Below are 1,795 nucleotides of genomic sequence, written 5' to 3' on the forward strand. Positions count from 1 at the left end.
CGTCTCAAATACCTGTGTTAACACTTTCAGTGAAAACGTTCCTGTGACTCTAAAGACCATTGGCATGTTGTATTCCGGCGTGCCGCCTTGAAGTTTATCGATAAACCACAGTCGTTGCTGGGAAAAAGACACCGGGTAAGTCGTTTGTTCTTTGCTCCTATGAATTACCGATATTTTTGTCTCACTATTATTTCCTTGCAAATTAATTTCACTTAACTGAACTAAATAAGAAATCAAACTTTCTTTATTCTCTTTGATCAAGCGAGCAATACTTTCTGTTACAGCGCCTTTAGGGGCTTGCGCCTTTAATATGCCAGCATCATTTATAAACAAATTAATATCAGAGGATAGTAGCTCAGTAATAATATCTTTAGCGTTCACTTTAAAACTCCACTTCTTCAAGCTCTACCTGAACTCTGTGCTCTAGTTTTTCTTGCATTTTCATTTTTATAGAGATCGAATCGCACAAAGATGCGAGTTCTTTTATGTCTGTAATTTCATATACACTTTGCAATTGTAAGGAAATACCAAACTCGACTTGTATGGCGCTAAGTAGTCTTACCAGTAATAATGAGTTACCGCCTAGCTCAAAGAAGTTTGCATCTGTGCCTATTTCAACATTATCTAGATTAAGCAAAGCACTACAGATACTAATTATTTTTTGTTCGCTTTCAGTTTCAGGTGCATGATAATGAGTCTTGATACTTCGGTATTCTGCTCGCGGCAGTGCTTTCTTGTCTACTTTACCATTACTCGTCAATGGCCACTCTGTAACCAATAAAATAACACCAGGCACCATATACTCTGGCAGAGTTTTCCTTAATGTCGTTTTTATTCTATTGACATAGTCTCCTACTACTTCCTCCTTTACTTTCTCCGTCGGCTTCACATACCCTACCAACTGTTTGCTATCTCCTTGCATTTGTGCAATCACCAACGCTGAATCAACGCCTGCCAACATCGCGAGACTATGCTCTATCTCTCCAAGCTCTATCCTAAATCCTCGGATTTTCACTTGGTCGTCTAGCCTACCCAAAAACTCTAAGTCTCCACTTGGTCTATATCTAACTAAATCCCCTGTCTTATATAAACGCTTGCTGCTGCCGGATTGCCCTTCTCTATAAAACGGATTATCTATAAAGCGCTCTGCCGTTAACTCGCTTTTATTCAGATACCCTCGAGTGATACCTGCACCGCCTAAGTAAAGCTCACCTATCGATCCCCGTGGCACCAATGCCATTTTCTCATCCAGAATAAACGCTGAGCTGTTACTGATAACCTTTCCTATATGTGGGATCTCTATCTCAGCTTCTGTGAAACAAGCAAAAGTTGAGTAGGTTGTATCTTCTGATGGACCATAAAGATTATATACCTTTAAACTTGGCTTTTGCCTAAAAATACTTTGAACTAAACTGTTGTGTAATGCCTCTCCTGCAAGATTTACTACCTCCACGCTCTGAGGTATCGCTTCTAACTTCAACAACGCATCCATAGCTGATGGAACTGTATTTATTAAGCTTATATCTTGTGCTAAATCTGCAGTGACTAAGTCTAATATTGAATTGACAATACATACTGTCGTTCCCGAGCTCAAAGGTAAAAACAGTTCATAAATCGAAAGATCGAAATTCAGAGACGTTGATGCGAGTACATTGGCTAACTCAGTAAGACTGAATGTTTCTCTTCCCCATGACAGCATTGCTACCGTATTATGGTGCTCAACCATCACGCCTTTTGGTTGTCCCGTTGACCCCGATGTATAAATTACATATGCCAAATGACTTGAGGTAAGCCC

2 protein-coding genes are annotated in these 1,795 nt (G+C 39.8%); both read right to left on the bottom strand.

From position 1 onward, the window contains the following. The coding region (locus EXT48_RS23475) for a condensation domain-containing protein (protein ID WP_240703437.1) at positions 1 to 381 on the bottom strand (381 nt) is incomplete at its 3' end. A 1-nt stretch (position 382) separates the two neighbouring features. After that, positions 383 to 1,795, bottom strand: a 1,413-nt coding sequence (locus tag EXT48_RS23480; protein WP_165384142.1) for a non-ribosomal peptide synthetase, incomplete at its 5' end; no start/stop codon positions are given.

Source organism: Pseudoalteromonas sp. CO348 (genome assembly GCF_004208845.1).
Lineage (GTDB): Bacteria > Pseudomonadota > Gammaproteobacteria > Enterobacterales > Alteromonadaceae > Pseudoalteromonas > Pseudoalteromonas maricaloris.